The organism is Dyella silvae (assembly GCF_026421305.1).
Classification (GTDB): Bacteria; Pseudomonadota; Gammaproteobacteria; order Xanthomonadales; family Rhodanobacteraceae; genus Dyella; species Dyella silvae.
Genome location: NZ_JAPJBQ010000002.1, coordinates 360,505 through 380,289, shown reverse-complemented (window position 1 = coordinate 380,289; position 19,785 = coordinate 360,505). Strand labels below are relative to the sequence as shown.

General features: G+C 62.8%; 18 protein-coding genes. 1 reads left to right on the top strand and 17 read right to left on the bottom strand.

All coding sequences use genetic code 11. The features are described 5' to 3' along the window. Positions 1-59: 59 nt before the first annotated feature. The 14 genes from OQE56_RS05930 to OQE56_RS05865 form a co-directional block, all read right to left on the bottom strand. Positions 60-1,397 (bottom strand): sigma-54-dependent transcriptional regulator, encoded by a 1,338-nt coding sequence (locus OQE56_RS05930; RefSeq protein ID WP_267222505.1) that lies wholly within the window; start codon positions 1,395-1,397, stop codon positions 60-62. 168 nt (positions 1,398-1,565) lie between these two features. Continuing rightward, positions 1,566-3,371, bottom strand: coding sequence for a DUF885 domain-containing protein (locus tag OQE56_RS05925; RefSeq protein WP_267222503.1), 1,806 nt, complete (start codon positions 3,369-3,371; stop codon positions 1,566-1,568). Positions 3,372-3,464: 93 nt separating this feature from the next. Beyond that, on the bottom strand, positions 3,465-4,688 hold the full coding sequence (locus OQE56_RS05920; RefSeq protein ID WP_267222501.1) for an ABC transporter permease: 1,224 nt from the start codon (positions 4,686-4,688) through the stop codon (positions 3,465-3,467). 10 nt (positions 4,689-4,698) lie between these two features. Beyond that, complete coding sequence (locus tag OQE56_RS05915; RefSeq protein WP_267222499.1) at positions 4,699-6,003, bottom strand: ABC transporter permease; 1,305 nt, start codon at positions 6,001-6,003, stop codon at positions 4,699-4,701. Between the two features lie 35 nt (positions 6,004-6,038). Continuing rightward, positions 6,039-7,268: an ABC transporter permease gene (locus tag OQE56_RS05910; protein ID WP_267222497.1), complete on the bottom strand. Its 1,230-nt coding sequence runs from the start codon at positions 7,266-7,268 to the stop codon at positions 6,039-6,041. 15 nt (positions 7,269-7,283) lie between these two features. Continuing rightward, positions 7,284-8,597: an ABC transporter permease gene (locus OQE56_RS05905; protein ID WP_267222496.1), complete on the bottom strand. Its 1,314-nt coding sequence runs from the start codon at positions 8,595-8,597 to the stop codon at positions 7,284-7,286. Positions 8,598-8,680: 83 nt separating this feature from the next. Next, positions 8,681-9,913 (bottom strand): ABC transporter permease, encoded by a 1,233-nt coding sequence (locus OQE56_RS05900; RefSeq protein ID WP_267222495.1) that lies wholly within the window; start codon positions 9,911-9,913, stop codon positions 8,681-8,683. 11 nt (positions 9,914-9,924) lie between these two features. Then, positions 9,925-11,238 (bottom strand): ABC transporter permease, encoded by a 1,314-nt coding sequence (locus OQE56_RS05895; protein WP_267222494.1) that lies wholly within the window; start codon positions 11,236-11,238, stop codon positions 9,925-9,927. A 63-nt stretch (positions 11,239-11,301) separates the two neighbouring features. After that, entirely contained in the window at positions 11,302-12,024 is a 723-nt protein-coding gene (locus tag OQE56_RS05890; protein ID WP_267222492.1) for an ABC transporter ATP-binding protein, read from the bottom strand. A 21-nt stretch (positions 12,025-12,045) separates the two neighbouring features. Beyond that, entirely contained in the window at positions 12,046-13,317 is a 1,272-nt protein-coding gene (locus tag OQE56_RS05885) for an efflux RND transporter periplasmic adaptor subunit (RefSeq protein ID WP_267222490.1), read from the bottom strand. Positions 13,318-13,492: 175 nt separating this feature from the next. Next, positions 13,493-14,071, bottom strand: coding sequence for a hypothetical protein (locus OQE56_RS05880; RefSeq protein ID WP_267222488.1), 579 nt, complete (start codon positions 14,069-14,071; stop codon positions 13,493-13,495). A gap of 144 nt (positions 14,072-14,215) precedes the next feature. Then, entirely contained in the window at positions 14,216-14,440 is a 225-nt protein-coding gene (gene hemP, locus OQE56_RS05875; RefSeq protein ID WP_267222486.1) for a hemin uptake protein HemP, read from the bottom strand. A gap of 70 nt (positions 14,441-14,510) precedes the next feature. Then, positions 14,511-15,395: a subclass B3 metallo-beta-lactamase gene (gene bla / locus OQE56_RS05870; protein WP_267222484.1), complete on the bottom strand. Its 885-nt coding sequence runs from the start codon at positions 15,393-15,395 to the stop codon at positions 14,511-14,513. Positions 15,396-15,538: 143 nt separating this feature from the next. Further along, on the bottom strand, positions 15,539-16,507 hold the full coding sequence (locus tag OQE56_RS05865) for a potassium channel beta subunit family protein (RefSeq protein WP_267222483.1): 969 nt from the start codon (positions 16,505-16,507) through the stop codon (positions 15,539-15,541). Positions 16,508-16,648: 141 nt separating this feature from the next. Between OQE56_RS05865 and OQE56_RS05860 the strand changes: the two genes are divergently transcribed. Continuing rightward, complete coding sequence (locus OQE56_RS05860; RefSeq protein WP_267222481.1) at positions 16,649-16,894, top strand: DUF6868 family protein; 246 nt, start codon at positions 16,649-16,651, stop codon at positions 16,892-16,894. Between the two features lie 6 nt (positions 16,895-16,900). Here OQE56_RS05860 and OQE56_RS05855 read toward each other — a convergent pair whose 3' ends face one another. From OQE56_RS05855 to OQE56_RS05845, 3 genes are all read right to left on the bottom strand, one after another. After that, complete coding sequence (locus OQE56_RS05855; protein ID WP_267222479.1) at positions 16,901-17,578, bottom strand: methyltransferase family protein; 678 nt, start codon at positions 17,576-17,578, stop codon at positions 16,901-16,903. A gap of 69 nt (positions 17,579-17,647) precedes the next feature. Beyond that, positions 17,648-18,223: a hypothetical protein gene (locus tag OQE56_RS05850; RefSeq protein ID WP_267222477.1), complete on the bottom strand. Its 576-nt coding sequence runs from the start codon at positions 18,221-18,223 to the stop codon at positions 17,648-17,650. Between the two features lie 52 nt (positions 18,224-18,275). Next, positions 18,276-19,451 carry an acyltransferase family protein gene (locus tag OQE56_RS05845; protein ID WP_425601599.1) on the bottom strand — a complete coding sequence of 392 codons (1,176 nt, stop codon included), beginning with the start codon at positions 19,449-19,451 and terminating at the stop codon, positions 18,276-18,278. Between the last annotated feature and the right edge of the window lie 334 nt (positions 19,452-19,785).

Genomic DNA, 19,785 nt, shown 5'->3' with positions numbered 1-19,785 from the left:
ATCGGCACAACCCACATCATGCTAGCCCGTGGCGCCGGCGGCAATCCGCGAGCCAGCAATCAGGCCTGCGCCAGCCCGTAGCGCTCCATGCGGCGATACAACGCCTGCCGGGACAGGCCCAGCGCAGTAGCCGCCCGGCTGACCACGCCACCGGCTTTTTCCAGCGCCGCCTCCACCGATTCACGGCTGGGCTCGTCCAGGTTGCGCACGGCCGAGGCAGCGAGCTGCGGCAGGTTGAGCTGCTCCGGCGAAATGCGGCCGTCGCTGGTCAGCAGCGCGGCGCGTTCGATCGCGTTCTTGAGTTCGCGCACGTTGCCCGGCCACGCATAGGCCAGCAAAGCTTCGCGCGCGACGTCGCTCAGCTCGGCACGGCCGCCGAGGAAATGCTCGGCCAGCGGCAGGATGTCGTCGACGCGCTCGGACAGCGGCGGCAGATTCACTTCGATCACGTTGAGGCGGTAGTAAAGATCCTCGCGGAAGGTTCCCGCGCGAATCATGGCCTTCAGGTCGGCATTGGTCGCGCTGAGCACGCGCACTTTCACGTGGCGGGTCTTGCCGGACCCCAACCGCTCGAACTGGCCGGTTTCCAGCACGCGCAGCAGCTTCACCTGCCCTGACAGCGGCAGGTTGCCTATCTCGTCGAGGAACAGCGTGCCGCCATCGGCCAGTTCAAAGCGGCCTTCACGCGCCTTGTTGGCGCCGGTATAGGCCCCCGCATCCGCGCCAAACAATTCGGCTTCGATCAGCTCACCGGGCAGCGCGCCACAGTTCACCGCCACGAAAGCGCCGCGTTTGACGGCGGAGTTGGCGTGCACGATGGCCGCAATGCGCTCCTTGCCGGCGCCGTTGGGGCCGGTGATGAGCACCGGCACATCCGAACGCGCTACCTGGCAGGCCAGATCCAGCGTGCGCGCCATGGCCTCGGAGGCAAACACCAGCCCATCGAGCTCGTAGCGGCGCTGCAAATCCTCGCGGCGTTTGCGGCGCTCGTTGCGCGCCCGGGTGACTTCCCGCGTGGACTCGGACAGCTCCAGCAGGTTCTCCACCGTTTGCAGCAGCTTGGCGTCGTCCCACGGCTTGGCGAGATAGTCGGCAGCGCCGGCCTTCACCAGCTCCACCGCCGTCTCCAGGTGGGTCCAGGCGGTAAGCAGGATCACCGGCAGGTCGGTATGGCGCTGGCGGATGGCGCGGAACAGCGCAATACCCTCCTCGCCCGAGGTGGTATCGGCGGTGAAATTCATGTCCTGGATCACCACGTCGATCCGCTCGCTTTCCAGCAACGCCAGGCCCTGTTCGGGCGTCAGCGCGGTCAGCGGGCGGATCTCATGCAGCGATAGAGCGAGCGAAAGCGCTTCGCCCACGGCCGGGTTGTCGTCGATGATCAGTACAGTTCGCATTCGTCGCTTGCACATGTAGACGTGGATGCAGCTCCACGCCAAAAGGTTGCCATGTTCGACACGATTTTTCGCCGGTCAGGCAAATCGTCATCCCCACGCAAGGCTGGATGACGGCTGGAGCGAGGTTCAGCCCTCCCCTGTCTTCACAGGGGAGGGCTGCGGATGTCCTCAGCTCTTCGCCGGATGCGCCGGCGCCTTGCCGGCCTTCACAGCGGCGATCCAGGTATCGATGCGCGTCTCCAGCACATCCAGCGGCAGCGCGCCGCCGTTGAGGATCTCATCGTGGAAGGAGCGGATGTCGAACTGGTTGCCCAGCTCCTTCTTGGCGTGCTCGCGCAGCTCAAGAATCTTCAGCTGGCCCATCTTGTACGCCAGCGCCTGACCCGGCCAGGTGATGTAACGGTCGGTTTCGGCCTGCACGTCCGGCTCGTCCTCGCTGGAGTGTGCGTGGAAGAAGTCCACCATCTGCTGGCGCGTCCAGTGCTTGTAGTGCACGCCGGTATCGAGCACCAGGCGGTCGGCACGCAGCAGTTCGTCAGAGAGACGGCCGTAGTCGGACAGCGGGTCCTTGTAGAAGCCCACTTCCTTGCCCAGTCGCTCGGCGTACAGCGCCCAGCCCTCGATGTAGGCGTTGTAGCCCGCCTGCTGACGGAACGGCGGCAGGCCCGGCAGAGTCTGCGCAATGGCGATCTGCATGTGATGGCCGGGGACGCCTTCGTGATACGCGGTGGACTCGATGGTCAGCACGCTGCGATGGGCGAAATCACTCGTGTTGACGAACACCTTGCCCGGACGCGAACCATCCGGCGTGCCCTGCTGATATTCGGCGGCAGCCGCTTCCTTCTCGCGGAACGCCTCCACCGGCACCACTTCCACCTTGGTCTTGGGCAGCAGGCCAAACAGCTTGGGCAGTTCCGGCTGCATGCCTGCGATGTAGGTGCGGTAACGGTTGAGAATGTCGTCGCGCGAGGTGGCGTGCGTCTTCGGGTTGCTGTTCAGCGACGCGCGGAAGCTGGCCAGGTCCTTGAAGCCCTGCGACTTGGCGATCACCGTCATCTCGTCTTCGATGCGCTTCACTTCGGAGAGGCCAATCTCGTGAATGCGCTCGGGCGTTTCATGGGTGGTGGTCATCGTCGCCACCTGGTGACGGTAGATCTCATCACCCTTCGGCAACTGCCAGACACCCGGTTCGGTGCGTCCATGCGGCGCATAATCTTTCGCCACGAACTGGCCGAGCTTGCTGTACGCCGGGCGCACCTGCTGATCGATCGCGGCAAGAATCGCGTCATGCAGGCGCTTCTGATCCGCCGCCGACACCGACTTGGGGAAATGCTTCAGCGGTTCGGCAAACAGGCTGTCCATGCCGGCCGGCTTGGCGATGCTGTCGATCTGCGTGACCACCTTTTCCAGCAGATACTTCGGCGGCATCATGCCGTCCTTCATACCCAGCCGAGCGGTTTCGGTGGCCTGATCAAGCAGCACCGGCACTGACTTCAGGCGCGCGAGGTAGTCGTCGTATTCCTTGGTGTTGTCGAACGGAATAGAGCTGACGAAACCGGCCAGGCGCAGATGGATACCGCTCATCTGCTCCAGCGGCATCTCGTCGATCTTCAGGTCGTGCTCCTCCACGGCATCGGAGAGGCGGCGCACCATCAGCTGCTGGTTGAGCTTGTCCTCTTCAGAGAAGCCGGTGGTATCGATGGCCTTGAAGCGCTGCAAGAACGCCTTGTCCGCAGCGTACTCGCGGTCGTTATAGGCGGGCGATGCATCCGTCCAGCGGTCGTTGTAGCGCAGATCGCCGAGGATCGTGGCGAATTCGGGCTGCGTTTCCAGGGTGTGTTGCCACTGCTCGGCGAGCAGGTCGTTGAGTGCCTTCACACGCGTGGAAACATCCGCCGTGGCGGCCTGTACCGAGGCGGCGCAAGCCGCCGACATCATCACGCTCGCCAACAGCATGCGCGGTCCGATCTTCATGTAGCCATCCCTCCGGTTGAATTGGACAGTTATTCTCCACCCGCGCCCGCCTGGCAACCCGTGCCGAACTGCACGGTTGGGCTTACCCGAAGCCTACACGGACCGCGTAGCCACCACCGGCGGCACAGCCGCAGCGCGCATGGCCGGGCCGAGCACCGCCAGCTGGCCGATGATCCACAGCAGCACGGCACCCACCGGGAAATAGATGACCGGCAGGCGTGGCAGCTCGTAATGCAGCATCAGCAGCAGGTTGATGCCGTACGCCATCACCATACCGAGCACGATGCCGATGGTGGCCAGCAGGAAGTTCTCGGTCTGGAAGTAACGCAGGATATTGCTGCGCGTGGCACCCAGGGCACGGCGCACGCCGATCTGCCGGCGGCGTTGTGCCACCCAGAAGCTACCAAGGCCCACGATGCCCAGCGCCGTCACCACCAGCAGCGCAATGCAGACGCCCACCAGCAGGCCGGTCATGGCACGGTCATTCTGGAAGAAGTCGTGGCGCATCTCGTCCAGGGTCTGCTTCTTGAGTACGACGCGATGCGAGTTGATCTCTTTGAGCTTGGCCACCGCCGCCGTCAACACGCTGTCGCGATCCTGCGGCGACTTGGTGCGGATGATGTACTCACCCCGCGACTCGCGCATTGGCAGGATCATGCTGTAGCTGCGTTCGGCGTCGTTCTCGATGTACGGACGAATCAGTTCCTTGACCACGCCCACCACGGTCAACGGCCAGTCCGAAATGTAGAGCTGTTTGCCCAGTGCCTGCTGCCCCGGCCACAGCCGTTCCGCCAGGCCCTGCGTGATGACCACCACATGAGGAACCGACTTGGCATCCTTGGCTGCCGCGGCGCGCACGACGTCATCGAAATCGATGTACTCGTCCGGCATCAGGTCACGACCGGCCATCAACTGCAGCCCCAGCGTGCGCACGACATTCACGCCGGAATACAGCGTGGCGTTCAGCGTCGGCTGATTCTGCTTGGGATCGAGTTTGATGCCTGCGTTTGACGACGAATTGCCAAACGGCACCTGCATCACCGAGCTGACACTGGCCACACCGGGAATTTGCCGCAAGGTGGCAAGGTCTTCCTGCGAACGTGCCTTCTGGTCTTTGGTTACCCCGATGTCCGCCATCAGCACATGCACCAGATGGTGCTCATCAATGCCGCTCTGCATGCTCATGCGATCCAGGCGCTGATTGATGATGAACACGGCGTTGCACACGATGGCGCAGGTCAGCGCGATCTCGATGATCACCAGAAATGCGGTGATCTTGTGGCGGCGCAGCGTGGAAAGAATGGGAAGAATATCCATGGCGTAATCCTCACTGGCTCTTCAGTTGCAGCGCGGGGGTGATCTGGCAGGCGCGCCAGGCGGGCAGCAAGCCCGCCAGCAGAGTCGAGCCCACCGCCAGCAAGAACGTGGTCAGCAGCATCTTCAGATCAAGGTGGGCGAGTGAGGCGTAGTCCGACGGCTGCAGACGTACCAGCCACAAGCCGAGAACGGCCAACAGCAAGCCAGCTATGCCACCGGCCAGACCGATCACGCCCGACTCGACCAGCAACTGGATAAACACCTCGCGCTTGGAGGCGCCCAGTGCGCGGCGCACACCCAGTTCGCCAGCGCGGCGCAGGAACTTCGCCAGCATCAGGCCCACCGTATTGACCAGGCACACCAGCAGGAAGCCAAACGCCAACCAGGTCTGCAGCTTCACGTCGCCCGGCACCACCTTGTTGATGTCCAGCCACTCCATGAGCACGGGCAGGCGCACATTCACCGGCCGCTGAAAGCGGCCCAGCGCTTTCTGTTCCTGCGAGTAATGCGTCAGGAAGTCCTTGTAGGCGGCGACCTTGGTGGCGCTATCCAACTGCACCCAGAACTGCAGCCATACGCAGGGTTGGGTTTCCGCGTGCTCTTCGTCGCCACCGCCTGAGCCCCAGCAATCCGTGGAACCGTCATGCTCCAGGCGGGTATCACGCGAGGTGGTCAGCGGAACGAACACATCCTCCGACGCCGAGTACCGCCCCATGTACAGGTCGTAGAAATGTGGATTGGGCCGCCAGGTGTCGAGCACGCCAATCACCTGAAAAGCGACGTCCTTGATGCGCAACGTCTGCCCGGTGCTGTCCTTGCCGCCGAACAATTTGTCGTTGAGCGTGCGCGAAATCACCACCACGCGCGCTTTGGCGTCATCTTCCGACTGGCTCCAGCCATGCCCAAAGAGAAACGGCACGTGGAACATGGGGAAGAACTCGTTGGTGGTGTAACGCGCATTGCTATAGAAGGGATCGACGTTCGACTGGTTCGGCTGCAACGGCACGGACCCACCCGTCATCAGCGCCTGATGGTCCGCGCGCTTGGCGTGCAGCAGGTTCATGCCATCGATCCACGTGACCTGACTAGGTGGCTCCTTGCCCGGTTCATAGCCATCCAGCTCCCGCGGATCCACTTGCGGATAGAACAGCGACGCACTGGTGCCCGGCAACGGATCGCCCGACAACACATGCAGCACGGTCAGCGTGGTCATGCTCGCGCCGATGCCCAGGGCAATAGCCAGCACCATCAGCGCGGTCAACATCTTGTTGCGCCTGAGGCTGCGCAACGCGAGGTCCAGGTAATAACTCAGCATACGTCTCCCCTCTTCTTACGTTGCATAACCTGCGGTCACACCGACCGCGTAGCCTCGACCGGCGGCACTCGCGATGCGCGCATCGCCGGCGCCAGCACCGCGCCCTGACCCAACAACAGCAAAATCACCACGCCTATCAGCAGGTAGACCATCGACAGCCGATGCATTTCAAAGCGCGTCACCAGCCAGAGGTTGATCGCGATCGCCAGGAATGCGCCCAGCAGCACACCGCCGAAACTGATCAGCAGGTTCTCCGTCATGAAGTAGCGCAGGATGTCATCGCGCGTGGCGCCCAACGCACGGCGCACGCCAATCTGCTTGCGCCGCTGACCCACCCAGAAGCTGGTCAGGCCCACGATGCCCGCCGCCGTAATCGCCAGCAGCACGACGCTGATCACGCCCATCAGGATGGCCATGCCGCGGTCGCGCTCGTAAGCACGCGATCGCACCTCGGTGAAGCTCAGCATGCCGTCATCGTCATTGATCACGCGCCGCGGGTTGTGCGCAAACAGCGCCGTGTAGGCCGCACGCATGGCCGCATCCCGCTGCCCCGGCTTGGTGCGCACGATGTAGAACGAACCCAGCGACATGGCCAGCCGCTCGGGGATGATCACCGATCGATAGGCAAAGCCCGAGGCCCAGCGGTCGACGCTCTGGGCCTGCAGCAGATCCACCACACCCACGACGGTGCCAGGGCCGCCAATCAGATAAATGGTCTTGCCCACCGCATTCCCATCCGGGAACAACTTGTCCGCCAGCGCCTTGGTGATGATGACGACCGGCGGCGCGAGCTTGTAGCGCATATCCATACGGCCAATTTCTTCCGCACGGAAGTTGCGCCCCGCGGTGAGTTTCAGGCCCAGCGTGTCGATGAAGTGTTCGTCGGCGAAGTAGATGGTCGCCCCGGAGGTGTCCTGCAGCTGCTCCGGATTAAGCTTGACGGCGTCGTCCCAGCCGTTGCCGCGCAAGGGGTACGAATTGCTCGGCGTCACGTCCTGCACGCCAGGTACTTGCCGCAGCACCTGCAAGTCCTCGCGCATCATGGCATCGACCTTGATGGTATCCGGCGCCCCCACCCATTCGTTTTTGACGACGAAGATGTTGGCCTCGTCGATGCCCGTGGGCTCGGACAAGTGGGCAAGGCGCTCCTGGATGATGAACAGCGCGTTGCAGACGATGGCCAGCGTGAGTGCGATCTGCATCGCAATCAGTAGCGTGCCTGCCTTGTGACGGCGAAGTGCGGCGAGGATTGGTTTGATCTGCATAGTTCGTTCCTCCCCTCAGTTCGACTTCAACTGCCAGGCCGGCTGCACTTGCGCCGCCCGCCAGGTGGGATAGAACGCTGCCAGCACCGTGGCCACGATTGCCACCAGCAGAGTCAGCAGTACCAGCGATGCATCCAGCTGAGCCAGACGCGCGATCTGCGGCTCAAACACCAGCCCAAGCCCCAACATGCCCATCGCCGTGAGCACCAGACCCAGAGCGCCGCCGGCCAGACCGACCATGGCCGCTTCCGCCAGAAACTGGCGATAGATGTCCGCACGCGACGCGCCCAGCGCACGGCGCACACCGATTTCGGGCGCACGACGCATGAATTTCGCCAACAGCAGACCGATGGTATTGACAAGGCAGATCACCAGGAAACCCAGCGCAAGCGAGAGCGAGATGCGGCTCTCCGGCGGCACGGCATGCTGAAAGTCGAGCCACTCACGCACGTCGCGAAGGCGGTTGTTGGGCGCCCAGTTGAAGCGGCCGGCATCACGCTGCTCGCGCGCATAGCCATCGAGGAACTGCCGGTAAGCCTGCACCTGCGCGGCATCGTCCAGCTCTACCCACGGGCTGATCCACACACACTCGCCCTGCAGCCAGCTATCCCAGCTGTCGCCGCGCTTGCCGTCGCTGCCACAATTGTTGCTGCCGTAAGTGTCGATGTGCTGTGTCATGGCATAGGTAAAGGGGATATAGATCTGCGACGGATCGGCATAGAGGTTGCCGTTGAAAATGTCGAAGAAACGCGGCTTGGGATCCCAGGTGTCAGTCACGCCGACGATGCGGTACTGGCGATCGTCCAGCGTAATCTGGCGCCCCACGCTGTTGCTGCCGCCAAACAACTTCTGGTTGAGCGCGCGGCTGATCACGATCACCGGTGCGCGCGCATCGTCCTGTTCGCCACCCCAACCATTCCCGTACAGAAACGGCACGTCGAACATCGCGAAGAAGTCGCTATAGGTGGCGTAGCCGACCGCCTTGAAGGGCATACGGTGCGGGTCGTCAGGCATCACCGAAAGGCCCACCGGGAACAGCATGGTCTGCCGCGCTGCCTTGTGCGCGCGCATCAGCGCCATCGCATCGACGTAGTTGAGCGCCGACGGCGGCTCGCCATGACGGTTGTACTGCGGACCCCGGTTATCGATCAGCGGCACGAACAACCTGGACGACTTCTGCGGAATCGGATCGCCCGACACCGCCCGGAACACGGCGAACGTCACCATCGACGCCGCAACGCCGAAGCCGATCGACATGATCATCAATGCCGTCAGCAGGACGTTGCGCCGAAGGCTGGCCGCGCCCAGTCGCAAGTTATGGACAAACATGCCGCTCATTGATCCCTCGCCACATTCAGGGCCCGTGCCCGTGCCAAACCAGCCATGCCGTACCTGCGCATCATCGTCATGCCTTACACCGACCGCGTCGCTTCCACCGGCTGCACGCGCGAGGCGCGCATCGCCGGCGCGAGTACCGCGCCCTGCCCCAGCAGCAGCAAGGCCACCACGCCAATCGCCACATAAGCCAGCGACAACCGCGCCATTTCGAACTGCGTCACCAGCCACAGATTCATGCCAATGGCCATCAGCGCACCGATCAGCACACCTACGGTGCCGATCAGCAGGTTCTCCGTGAGGAAGTAACTCAGGATGTCGCGCTTGGTCGCACCCAGCGCGCGGCGCACGCCGATCTGCTTGCGGCGCTGACCCACCCAGAAGCTGGTCAGGCCCACGATGCCTGCCGCGGTAATACCCAACAACACCAGGCACACCACACCCATCAGGATGGCCATGCCGCGATCGCGCTTGTAGATGCTCTCGCGCTGATTGGCAAAGGTGCGCACGCCGTTTTCCTTCGGAAACACGCGCATGCGGTTAAGTTTGAACAGCATCTCCGGCGCCGACTTCATTACGGCATCCTGCTGACCGGGCTTGGTGCGGATCAGTAGCACGTTGCCCGAATACATGAGCACGTATGGCTGGAACACAGCATTCTCGGCCCATGCATCGGCCCAACTGGAGTTCCAGGGGACCTGCATGCGCTCGACGATGCCGACGATGGTGCTCGGCTTCTTGGTGTCGCTGACATAGACCGACTTGCCCAGTGCGGAACCGTCCGGAAACAGGTCGTGGGCCAACGCCTTGGTGATGATGATCACCGCGGGCGTATCCACCGCATTGGCCTTGGCGTCCGTGACCTCATCCGGCGTGAAGTTGCGGCCTGCAATCAACCGGGCGCCCATCGTGGGCAACATGTGTTCGTCGGAGAAGTACAGCGTGGTGTGCGCCTTGGATTTCTTGTCATCCACATTGACGCGGACACCGGTAGACCAGCCACCACCGGCCAGCGGATAGGAGTTGATCGAGATCGCGTCCTGCACGCCCGGCAACTGGCGCAACGCCTGCACGTCGCCATGAATCAGTGGGCCGGTCGCTTCGTCCGTCACGCCCACCCAGCGGTTGCGGATGATCACCAGATTCGATTCGTCCAGGCCAGTCGGCCGCGCAATGCGATCGAGGCGCTGATCGATGATGAACAGCGCATTGCAGACGATGGCCAGGGTCAGCGCGATCTGCATGGCGATGAGAATCGTGCCCGCCTTGTGGCGCTTGAGGGCAACGAGAATAGGTTTGATATGCAGCATGGTCGAAAGCCTCAGTTGGATTTCAGCTGCCAGGCCGGCTGTACTTGCGCCGCACGCCAGGTCGGATAGAAAGCCGCCAGCACGGTGGCGAGCACGGCCACTAGCAGGGTCAGGGCCACCAGCGAGGTGTCCAGTTCGGCAAGGCGCGCGATCTGCGGGTCGAATACCAGCGACACACCGATCACCCCGACCCCGGTCAACAGCAAGCCAACCACGCCACCGGCCAGGCCCACCGCACCTGCCTCGATCAGGAACTGCGTGTAGATCTCTTTGCGCGACGCACCGAGTGCGCGGCGCACGCCGATTTCCGGTGCGCGGCGCATGAACTTGGCAAGCAGCAGGCCCACCGTGTTAACCAGGCAGATCAGCAGAAAGCCCATGGAAACCAGCAGCGACACTTTGGCTTCCTGTGGCACGACCTTCTGGAAGTCCAGCCACTCGGTCACATTGCGGAGACGATTGTTCTTCGGCCATTTGAAGCGGCCGCTACGTTGCTGCTCGGCCACATACCCGTCGAGGTACCGGCGATAGGCATCGGCATCGGCCTTGGTAGGCAGCTCGACCCAGAACCCCGTCCACACACACTCCGAATGCACCCAGGAATCCCAGCCATTGCCCGGGTCCTTGTTGCAGTTGTTATTGCCGAACGTGGGCATTTCCAGCTCGATCGCACGGGTGTACGGAATGAACACCTCGGTGGGGTCGGCAAAAGCGTTGGTGTTCACCGGGTCGTAGAACATCGGCTCCGGATTCCAGGTATCCATCACACCCGTGATGCGGTAAGTGCGCCCATTGAGGTTGATCTCACGGCCCACGCTGTTGGCGCCATGGAACAGCTTGTCATTGAGCTCGCGGCCGATCACCGCCACGGCGGCATGCGCGTTGTCTTCGCTGGCTGTCCAGCCGCCACCGAACAGAAACGGCACATCGAACATCGGGAACGCATCCGCGTAGACGGCGTAGCTGTTCTCGCGGAACGGCAGCATATTCATGTCGTCGGGAACGATCGATAGCGCGACCGGGTACAGCGCGGTTTGCCGCTTGGCGCGCTTGTCCCGCATCAGGTTGATAGCGTCGGTATAGCTCAATGAGCTCGGCGGCTCACCCTTGTTTTCGGCAGCCTCCTCCGGGCCCCAGTTATCGATCTGAGGCACGTAGAGCTGCGATGACTTGTTCGGAATCGGGTTATTGGAGGTGGCGCGAAACACCGAGTACGTGGTCATCGATGCCGCCACGCCGCACCCGATCGCCATCACCATCAACACCGTCAGCAACGGGTTCTTTCGCAGACTGCGCAATCCAAGCTGGAGGTAGTAGGCAAACATGTGGTCGTCCGCTCAAGGGCGATAGCGGCCTCCCGTTCCCGGGAGGCTCCCGATGCAAAAGGTTCAGGCTGGCGAGTTGGCGCGCGCCGCGTGCACGGCATGGTGGAAGCGCGGATCCTCGGCGAGATCGACCACCTGGCCGTCGATAATGTGCACGTTGCGCTGTGCGCGGGCCGCAAGTTCCGGATCGTGCGTGACCATGACGATGGTGGCGCCTTCGCGATGGATTTCTTCCAGCAACTCCATCACGCCGCGGGCCATCTGCGTATCCAGGTTGCCGGTCGGTTCGTCCGCCAGCAGCAGACGCGGCGAGCCTGCCAGCGCACGCGCAATGGCAACGCGCTGCTGCTGACCGCCCGAGAGTTCCGCCGGATAGTGCTTGGCGCGCGAGGCGAGACCGACGCGCTCCAGGGCGTCCATGATGCGCTGCTTGCGTTCCGGCGCCTTCATGCCGCGATAGCGCAGCGGCACTTCAACGTTGTCGAACACGTTGAGGTCGGGAATGAGGTTGAACGCCTGGAAGATGAAGCCGATCTTCTCGTTGCGGATGCGCGAGCGCTCGTTGTCATTGAGGTTGCTCACCTCCACGCCATCGAGGTGGTACTGGCCGCCGGTGAAGGTTTCCAGCAGACCGGCGATGGTGAGGAAGGTGGTCTTGCCCGAACCGGACGGACCGGTCACGGCCACGAACTCGCCTTCGTTCACGTTGATGTTGAAGTCGCGCAGCGCATAGGTCTCCACCACTTCGGTGCGGTAGACCTTGGACAGATGAGTCATCTTGAGCATGGTGTTGTCCCTTGGTGGTGGTTAGTTGCTGATGGCGACGCGCTGGGCGCCCTTGAAGCTGTCGGTACCGGAGATCACGATGTTGTCGCCTTCATTCAGGCCCTCGAGAATCTCCACTTTGTCGATGCTGCTGGCGCCGACGCGGATCGGATGTTTCTCCGCCACGCCGTCGTGCACGATGTAGGCGTAGCTGCCGCCGGATTCGTCCACAAAGGAGCCGCGCTGCACGGTCAACACGTTGTCGCGCTTGTCGAGCAGGATGCGCACGGACAGGCGCTGGTTCTGGCGCAACTGCTTGGGCGTCTGGCCGTCGAAGCGCAGGCGGGCAGCCACTTCACCATTGACCACTTCAGGCGAGATGGCGCTGACCAGGCCCTTCCAGGTGCTGCCGTTGCCGCTGATCTCGCCGGTCATGCCGATGCCGAGATCACGCGCGAAGCTTTCCGGCACCTTCATTTCCACTTCCAGCGCACTGAGGTCGATGACGCTCAGCAGCTGGGCATCCTTGGCGACGGTGGCGCGTTCGGCGATAAACAGCTGACCCACCTGGCCGTCTACCGGCGACTTCACGTTGAGGTCGTCCACCTGGCGCTGCAAATCCTTCACCAACAACAGCTGGCGATCATGCGCAAGCTTCTTGGACTGGATGTCGAAGTTGAGGCTGTCGGTATTGGTGGAGAGGTCTGCCTTGGCGTGCTCCATGGTGATGCGAGCTTTCTCCAGCTCGTCCTTGGAGCGATCGACATTCATGCTCGGCACAGCGCCCTGGGCAAAGGCCTTCTGGTAACGCGCGAGGTCGCGCTGCGCGCCCTGCTCGTCGATCTGCGCGTTGTCGTAAGCCTTCTGCAGCTCGCCGCGGGTCTTTCGCGCGTCGATCTGAGCACGCAGGTAATCGACCTGCATGGCATCGGCAGCGCTTTGTTCCTGCGCCAGCTTGTTGGTGAGTTCAGGGCTGTCGACGACAGCAAGCACCTGGCCCTTCTTCACCGCGTCGCCCGCGTGCACCTTGAGCGTTACCGCGCCGCCATAAGTGGCGTAGAGCGTGGGGCTGACTGCCGCCACGACCTTGCCCTCGGCGGAGATATCGCGCACGAACGGACCGCGCTGCACGGTCGCAAACGCCAGGCGCGAACTGCTGACCGACGCGTCCGCCGAAAACAGCCGGCCAATGCGCGGACCAAACAGCGCGAGCAGCGCCAGCGCGGCTACGCCGCAGCCAATCCATACCAGCCGGCGTTTAGGGTTGGCTTTGACCTCAACCAGCCGGTCTTGAGCGGAAGTGTCACGAATCATTGTGGGGTCCCTGGCCGCGGACAATGCGGCCCCTGAACCCATATGAGCAATCTGCGTGCCAAGCCAAAACACGCCAATTAAGGGCTTGTTTTCAATGAGTTGGAACAGGCGCTCGGCGACGGACAGCTGTCCGCGGACACCGGCACGGACAAGCGGACAAGCGTCCGCGAGCCGCTTAGTCGAGCGCGGACACCAGCGAAGCGCTGCGGGCTGCCTCGCGGGCAATGTCGTGGCCCAGCATGGAAACCTGCCTCAACGGCGCGGCGTCCAGCACATCGAACCCCGCGAACCGGCGCGTACTGAAGCAAACCATGTTGGCACTGCCTGCCGAGCAACTCAGTGCGCCGGGGCAAAGGGGCGCGGCAGGCAACGGCCTTGCGTGCTCCAGCAACGCATCCCAGGCGAGGTAGTCGGTGTCCGGCAACAAGTGCAGCCGCACACAGAAATGGCCGCTAGCATCGATGCCGTCGATCCATTCCCGCGGACCGCTGGCGCCGATCATGCTCGACACACGCAGTTCTGCCACGTGCAACAGGGGCGCCAGCTCGCGGCGGGCTACCAGCCAGCCAGGCGAGACGCATGCGTGATTAGGAGCACTCACTCGCGCCGGGAGATACAACACGCATCCGAGCAACGGCAGCTGCGCGGCCAACCTGGCGCCAGACATCGGCACCGCACATCGGCTGATGGTCCACGCCGTGCTGTTAGTGGAAGCGCGAACCGTGGCGAACGCGTGGGTGAGCCAGCCAAACATCATCAAGCTCCTTGATGAGAGGAGACCCGGCTGCCGTTTCGTGGGAACCGCGTGGCGATAGGCCTGGTGGTCGGCTCCGGCCTATGACCGGAAGCCGGGGAAAGGGCATCCATGCCCGCGAAGCATTCCTCGGGGGGGCGGTGGTTACTTGGTCAGGATCAACTTGTCGTTGCGCGTGAGCCGCAGGTGGTATTCGTTACCCTGGTGCTGGATCACCAGCTCGCGCTCGCCGTTGAGCAGCGACTGGCTGGAAACCCGGCGCACCAAGGCGTCCGGCACGGTGGACGCCCTGGGCTTGAGGCTGAGCAGGCGGAACGGACGAACCAGCCCGTCGGTGGTCTGGGGGAGAGGCAGAACCGTCGTAGTCATGGGAGTGCCCGGCGGGAAAGTGGTGACACCTAAATAATAATCATTCTCATTTGAGTGTCAACCCTCTGATTTACAGTGTGGCGTTCTGCCCCGCCCGCTCCTTGGCCAGCCGGGCGTCGAGCCGACGGGTGCCGTCTTCGGCATAGGCGCGGCACGCACCGGTATCGATCAACGGATCCGGCTTGGCCGCGGCGTCGCGACGCGCGACGCGCTCCAGGAAATCGCTCTGGTCGGGGTGTGGCGACATCAGGATGTCGCAAGGCAGCGCCGCCACCACGGCAATGCCATGCCGATAGTTCGTCACCCGTTCTGGATGGGCGGGGTCGCTGAATCGATAGCCGTCCGCCGCGTACGCACCGAAGCTGTCGGCGTAAACCATGTGGAGGCAGCGATCGCCTTCGCACGACTGCCACGTCCATGTCGTGCTGCCCGGCGTATGCCCGGGCGTGTAGTGCGCGGTCACCGCCACGTCACCCACACGCACGACACCGCCATCAGCTACCACCTCGACGTTTGCGACAGGCGGAAACAACGGCGCCTCGCCAAACTGCGGGTCGTCCGGATACTTGCCGCCCGCCATCAGCTCTTTCGCACCCGCATCGCTAGCCGCCACGCGTGCCCCGCTATCGTGCGCAATGGCTGCGATGGCCCCGGCGTGATCGAAATGCGCATGCGTGTTGAGGATCAGCTTCACGTCGTGCAGCTGAAATCCAAGCGCCTTGATGTTGGCCTCTACCTGCGCCGCGTTCTGCGGCAGCGTGCCGTCGATGAGCACCAGGCCTTTCGGCGAACCGATAAGAAACGCGCTGAGTCCGCGCGTACCGACATAGTACGTATCGCCGTAGACACGAAAAGGTTTCTGCGGCTGCTTCCAGTCTGGATGATCGTCGGCATGGGCCGATGTGACGGCGAAGAGGGCGAGACAACCAAACAGTGCGTTACGAATGGGTTTCATGCGATGACCTTCCCTGAAGAGTCTGCGCAGCATGCCCGCGACGCGCGAACGGATGGGACGGTAACGAGGCATGCCGCGGGCAAAGTCTGGCAGGACCCGGGCAATGACTCGTTGGCACCGGATCCCACATCACATCGCTGTTGTTACGCCACCGCTTGCTCGATCTGCCGCAGCACATCGCCCGTCAGGCGCGGCAACACGTCCAGCGCGCCGAGGTTCTGCTGCAACTGCTCCAGCTTGCTCGCGCCCAGCATCACCGTCGACACGTGCGGATTGACCAGACACCACGCAACGGCCAGCTGCGCCATCGACACACCCAGCTCCTGCGCGACCGGCACCAGGCGACGCACCTTGTCGAGCCGGGCCGGGTCGTTTTCCAGAATCGCCTCGCGCAGCCACTCATAACCCGGCTGGCTCAGGCGCGCGTCGGCAGGCAGGCCCTCGTTGTACTTGCCGCTCAGCAACCCCGACGCAAGCGGCGACCAGATGGTGGTGCCCATGCCGTAGCTGTCGTACAACGGCGCGTACTCGCGTTCTACGCGCTCGCGATGCAGCAGGTTGTACTGCGGCTGCTCCATGACTGGCGCCGTCATATGGTTCTCGCGCGCCACCTGATGCGCTTCGATAATCGCCTCGGCCGGCCACTCGCTGGTACCCCAGTAGAGCACCTTGCCCTGCCGCACCAACATATCCATCGCCGCCACGGTTTCGGCAATCGGCGTGTCCGGGTCGGGGCGATGGCAGAAGTACAGGTCCAGATGCTCCACCCGCAGGCGTTGCAGTGCCTGATGGCAGGCCTCGATCACGTGTTTGCGCGAAAGGCCGCGCTGGGTCGGCAGCGGATTGTTCACCGCGCCGAAGTACACCTTGCTCGATACGCAATAGCTGTCGCGCGGAAAGCGCAGATCGGCAAGCACATCGCCCATAAGGGTTTCGGCAACGCCGTTGTTGTAGGTCTCGGCGTTGTCGAAGAAATTGATGCCGTGGTCATGAGCCATCGCCAGCAGATCGCGCGCCAGCGACCGCCCCACCTGCGTGCCAAACGTTACCCAGGCACCAAACGAGAGTGCCGACAGTTGCAAGCCGGATTTGCCTAGACGTCGATACAACATGGGAGGGCACTCCATAAGGGGATGGATCAGCATGCCAAGAGCAGGCCGCTCGCGTCCATCGCTATCGCCTGCGCATCAGGCTCTGGAGTGGTAGCTTTCCGTTATGCCCTCACACAGAAGTCACACCGGGAGTACGAAGCCATGACAGTTGACTTGCTGCGCGCGGTATTGGGCTGGGGTGCCATCCTCAATCTGGCACTGGTCTCGGTGTGGTTCTTCCTGTTTCTGGGCATGCATGAACGCATGTACGCCATCCACCATCGCTGGTTCCCAGGGCTGAAGGTGGAAACCTTCGACGCCATCCATTACGCCGGCATGGCCTGGTACAAGATATCGACCTGGCGGCTCTTCATCATGCCGTACGTGGCATTGCGCCTGGCAGCGTGAGCCCCTTCACCAGACGAACGGCAACAGGCGATAACGAACCCGTTGCCGGTACTCGCGGTAACCGGGCAACTCGCGTTCCAGCAGGCGCTCTTCATCCAGCAGACGCCACCACAGAAACGGCAGCATGGCGGCGAGCGGGATAAAGGCCCACCAGGACGCCAGCGCCAGCGGCGTGCCCACCAGGTACAACAACGCGAAGGCATACATGGGATGACGGACCACGGCATAAGGCCCGGTCGAAATCACCCGTTGATCCGGGGCCAGCTCCACCGTGGCCGCACTGAAAGGATTTTCCCGGTAAACCCGGGCAATGCCGGCGAAGCCGAGGACCATTAGCGCATCGCCGAAGAGCGACGCGACGGGCGGTACCGCCGACCACCCAAACCGCCGGTCCAGTGCCGGCACCAGCATCAATAGCGCAAAGCCAACGGACATGAACGCCATGATCACGCGCTGCGCGGGCCGCTTCTCGGCCGCAGGCCCGCCGCGCAGGCGCCGCTCGAGCAAGGCCGGATCGCGCCGGATGAGGTCCACGGTAGTGAGCGCCGAGCAACCGACGAACACGGCGAGATACACCCACGCTTGCCAGTAACGCAGCGTGCCAGCCGGCACGAACAACAACGCGCTCGTAATCACAGCGAGTACGAGCATCGATGTCCACGCGCGGGCACCAAGTGTTTTCATGATCGTTGCGTGCTAACGCCCGCGCGCCGGCCATCCGGCGCGCTATTCAGTCAAGAACGCACGTGGTGCTCAAGGCAATACGTGGATGCTTGTGCGCCCATCGATGCCGTTATCGGCGTCGGTGCTCGGCAAGGTCTTGCGTAACGAATCGCTGGTCGCCCAATTCTTCAGCGCAGCGATCAGCGGATCGTTGTCGCCATTCTTGCGCACGTAGAAGTCCAGGTGCCGATAGTCGTCGCACGCGGCATCGCAATGGAAGCTGGAGAAACCCAGCGCCTCGATCTGCCCGTATTCGTTGACGATGATGGCCGCCGCACTACCCCGGCAATCGCGGGAAGGGCAAGCGGAAAACAGATACCGCTTGTCCGCCAACGTCACCACACCCGCCCCAGCCCCGCCGAGGCCTGACATGGCCTGCCCGCTCAGCGAGCGATCGGACTGGAAATAGCTCACCTTGCTGCTGCCGATGAAATGACCCAGCGCCTCCGAAAAACCCGAGGCGTGCGAGAAGTCTTTGGCATTGACGCACGTGGACGGATCGATCATTCGGCACGGTCCCGCTGGCACCCCCTCTGCCGACGACGCGGACCAAGGCATGATCAACAGCAATGCGATCAGGCATACCGCCTGCAGTAGCTTGCACATGACATCCCCCTTGAATGTACTGTCCCCTTGAAACGCCCCTTCTGAATCCGCGTCAGGCGGGTTCGGTGCTGGCGTCACTCGCGATGCCGCCGATGGCGGGTGCCGCTACCCGTGCCGGTTTCAGAAAACGCTGGCGCAGCTGCAGAAACGGGCGCTCCACGCCGTAATGCAACAACGCGCCCACCAGCAATACGGCTAGCGCATATCCCGCGAATGTCAGCACACCATGGCCATCCAAACGCGCCCCCTGGCTGGATTCAACCAGATGAAACACTGCTTTGTGTGACAGATAGAGGCTGTAGGAGGCGGCAGCCAGCCAGGCCGCACCCGGCACCTTGATTCGCGACAACACACTCGTCGCCTGCGCGCCGGAAAACACCAACAACCCCATGCCCAACGAAAGCAGCGGATACCCCAACAGGGTGGCCAGGAAACCCGTGCGATCCAGAAACACCAGGATCGCCAGGCCGACCACGACCAACCCGGTCAGCATGACCACGTTGGCGTACTGCCCCCAGCGCCCCCACAGTACCGGCCGGTAAGTTTTAACCACCGCCAGTACGACGCCTGCCAGCAGGCCATCCAAGCGTGACCATGTGGGGTAGTAAATGTCCTCAAGGAAATATTTTCCATAGGAATTTTGGTCAACACCCTTGGCCGGCGCCATGAAATGCAGCCACACAAACCCTCGCACCAGCATGCCGAATGCCACCACGGCCACGCACACCGCCATGAATTTCACGAACGAGGGACGCCGCGCCAGCCACCACGCCATCAGCGGAAACAGCAGGTAGAAGTGCTCCTCCACGCAGAGCGACCAGACGTGCGAGAACGCCAGGTTGTGCTGCACATCGATAAACAGATTCACGGTGAAGGTAAGGAACTGCCACAAAGGCTGAATGCCCGACGCTTCGCGGATGGATGGCCAAATGAAGTACGAGGCCACGACCAGCAGGTACACCGGCAGAATGCGGAAGGCGCGCCGCAGGTAGAAATCCGCGAATGACAGCCCCTTCCCTTCCGCCAACGGCTTTAGCACCTGGGAGCCGATCAGGAACCCGCTGAGCACGAAAAACAGATCCACACCCATCCAGCCGTGCTTTTCGATACCCCCGAAATGGCCCCATCCATCGATCAGGAAGGAGTGGAAGATCATCACCCAGACGATGGCGATGGCACGCAACAGGTCCAACCCTGGCAATCGGTTCACGCAAGCCCCCAATGGCATCCATGCGGCATCCGATGCGATGGCATCGGACGAAATCTTGACCGGGCAATATATCGCAGGGCATGGGCTTGGCCATGCCGGATTTATGGCTAGAACAGGGCTGTTGTTACGACGCGATGCTGTGCTGGCCTGACGATGGCTCTTATGACGCCACCCGGCAAGATTGGCCCCTCACCCCAGCCCTCTCCCCGGAGGGGAGAGGGAGCAAAAGCGCGCAGCGCTCCGCTTTAAGTCCTCTCCGCGATGGCGCGTTGCGAAGCGCTTGGAAGTACCCGCTGTGTGGCGGCGGAGGTTGCCAAGCAACAACGCGCCTCGAGCGTTCGGGCTTATCCCT

Coding starts and splice junctions, on each gene's coding strand:
- hemP (WP_267222486.1), bottom strand. CDS start 14,440: ATGACTACGACGGTTCTGCCTCTCCCCCAGACCACCGACGGGCTGGTT.
- OQE56_RS05890 (WP_267222492.1), bottom strand. CDS start 12,024: ATGCTCAAGATGACTCATCTGTCCAAGGTCTACCGCACCGAAGTGGTG.
- OQE56_RS05880 (WP_267222488.1), bottom strand. CDS start 14,071: ATGTTTGGCTGGCTCACCCACGCGTTCGCCACGGTTCGCGCTTCCACT.
- OQE56_RS05865 (WP_267222483.1), bottom strand. CDS start 16,507: ATGTTGTATCGACGTCTAGGCAAATCCGGCTTGCAACTGTCGGCACTC.
- OQE56_RS05920 (WP_267222501.1), bottom strand. CDS start 4,688: ATGGATATTCTTCCCATTCTTTCCACGCTGCGCCGCCACAAGATCACC.
- bla (WP_267222484.1), bottom strand. CDS start 15,395: ATGAAACCCATTCGTAACGCACTGTTTGGTTGTCTCGCCCTCTTCGCC.
- OQE56_RS05845 (WP_425601599.1), bottom strand. CDS start 19,451: ATGCCATTGGGGGCTTGCGTGAACCGATTGCCAGGGTTGGACCTGTTG.
- OQE56_RS05915 (WP_267222499.1), bottom strand. CDS start 6,003: ATGCTGAGTTATTACCTGGACCTCGCGTTGCGCAGCCTCAGGCGCAAC.
- OQE56_RS05910 (WP_267222497.1), bottom strand. CDS start 7,268: ATGCAGATCAAACCAATCCTCGCCGCACTTCGCCGTCACAAGGCAGGC.
- OQE56_RS05855 (WP_267222479.1), bottom strand. CDS start 17,578: ATGAAAACACTTGGTGCCCGCGCGTGGACATCGATGCTCGTACTCGCT.
- OQE56_RS05905 (WP_267222496.1), bottom strand. CDS start 8,597: ATGTTTGTCCATAACTTGCGACTGGGCGCGGCCAGCCTTCGGCGCAAC.
- OQE56_RS05895 (WP_267222494.1), bottom strand. CDS start 11,238: ATGTTTGCCTACTACCTCCAGCTTGGATTGCGCAGTCTGCGAAAGAAC.
- OQE56_RS05885 (WP_267222490.1), bottom strand. CDS start 13,317: ATGATTCGTGACACTTCCGCTCAAGACCGGCTGGTTGAGGTCAAAGCC.
- OQE56_RS05850 (WP_267222477.1), bottom strand. CDS start 18,223: ATGTGCAAGCTACTGCAGGCGGTATGCCTGATCGCATTGCTGTTGATC.
- OQE56_RS05930 (WP_267222505.1), bottom strand. CDS start 1,397: ATGCGAACTGTACTGATCATCGACGACAACCCGGCCGTGGGCGAAGCG.
- OQE56_RS05860 (WP_267222481.1), top strand. CDS start 16,649: ATGACAGTTGACTTGCTGCGCGCGGTATTGGGCTGGGGTGCCATCCTC.
- OQE56_RS05925 (WP_267222503.1), bottom strand. CDS start 3,371: ATGAAGATCGGACCGCGCATGCTGTTGGCGAGCGTGATGATGTCGGCG.
- OQE56_RS05900 (WP_267222495.1), bottom strand. CDS start 9,913: ATGCTGCATATCAAACCTATTCTCGTTGCCCTCAAGCGCCACAAGGCG.